At 50.2% G+C, this 1,258-nt stretch carries 2 protein-coding genes; one reads left to right on the top strand and one right to left on the bottom strand.

Annotation, left to right across the window (positions count from 1 at the left end):
* The coding region (locus H6A60_RS14480; protein ID WP_205104697.1) for a hypothetical protein at nt 1-286 on the bottom strand (286 nt) is incomplete at its 3' end.
* 418 nt (nt 287-704) lie between these two features.
* Between H6A60_RS14480 and H6A60_RS11370 the strand changes: the two genes are divergently transcribed.
* Nucleotides 705-1,205 carry a transglycosylase SLT domain-containing protein gene (locus H6A60_RS11370; RefSeq protein WP_205104699.1) on the top strand — a complete coding sequence of 167 codons (501 nt, stop codon included), beginning with the start codon at nt 705-707 and terminating at the stop codon, nt 1,203-1,205.
* Nucleotides 1,206-1,258: the final 53 nt, after the last annotated feature.

Genomic DNA, 1,258 nt, shown 5'->3' on the forward strand with positions numbered 1-1,258 from the left:
AGATGTGTATAAGAGACAGCGCGTAGAGAGCGGGTCTGCCGGAGCATTTGTAGACGCAGTCGCCCTTTTCATTCTTCACGACATCCATTCGAACGTCGATCAAAGCGTTCGCGCCAAATTTGCGAACGAAATCCATCAAGCCGTCCTTCGCTGCAACGGCCGACCTGTCCTTGCAGTCGCAAATCAAGTCCGATAACCCGAGCTGATGCACGTCGCTGCCGGGATATGGGCATCCTTCTTTGTGCCAGATGAATCCCTGGATAGGGCTGTAACGATCTTCGCTCATGAAGTTCTCCAAAAATCGTTTCTACGTGACTCCAGGGGAGGAAGAAGAGCGTCGACTCCCCGAAAAGAGCGAATATTGATTCATTAAACGTTACAGTAATACGTTTGCGACCTATTGGCAAGTAAATTTTTGTACCGAATGTAAGCATGCTTACATAGTTCTGTAACACATTTCGATGCAATAAAAAAGCTGAAAGGTTCAAAAACCGCCCAAGGGGTCTCTCTTTCGAGGTAGTTGATCGGGTATACCCTATGAACTTTTTTTTCGTCTACCTCACTACATGCGATCCATGCGTTGTGTTAAGGAAGAAAAATCATCAATTGTTCGGCGGTCAGCTCTCATAGGGCTGACCGCTGCAGTCGCGCTGTTCATCTGCGCAATCGTACCGTCCGATTCGTCCGCAGCCGCCGCCCGATCGGTGGATCTGACGGGAACCGTCTTCGAGCAAGTCGGGCTCGAGGCCAACATTGACCCCCGTCTCCTATATGCCGTCGCGCTTTGCGAATCGGCTTACAACCCCGATTCTTCTCTCGGGACGGTTCTCCCTTATCCGTGGGTGCTTCGAATCGGTAGCACGCCCTTTTACGGCGCCGATTTCTTCGAGACAAAAAAGACGCTCACACGCTATTTGGCCAAATCTCAATCCGTCGACGTCGGAATGATGCAGATCAACGTGAAGTGGCATGCGCATCGCGTGAGCGATCCCGTCGATCTGCTCGACCCCCTCACCAATGTTCGCGTCGGGGCAGAAATCCTCAACGAACTCTTTGATCGATATCCGAACAACGCGATCAAAGCCATTGGTTTGTACCACTCAGGAACACCCGAAAAGGCCGCTCGGTACGGAAAAACCGTTTGGCGCGTTTATTCGTCACTTCTCGAGAGATTTCCCTGCTATAAAATTTATGTCGCACAGTAAGAACTTTTCTAGGAAGCATGAACCTTCCTACCACAACAGAAAAATTCTTTCTC

It is taken from the genome of Sutterella massiliensis (assembly GCF_016899755.1).
In the GTDB taxonomy this organism is placed as follows: Bacteria; Pseudomonadota; Gammaproteobacteria; order Burkholderiales; family Burkholderiaceae_F; genus Sutterella; species Sutterella massiliensis.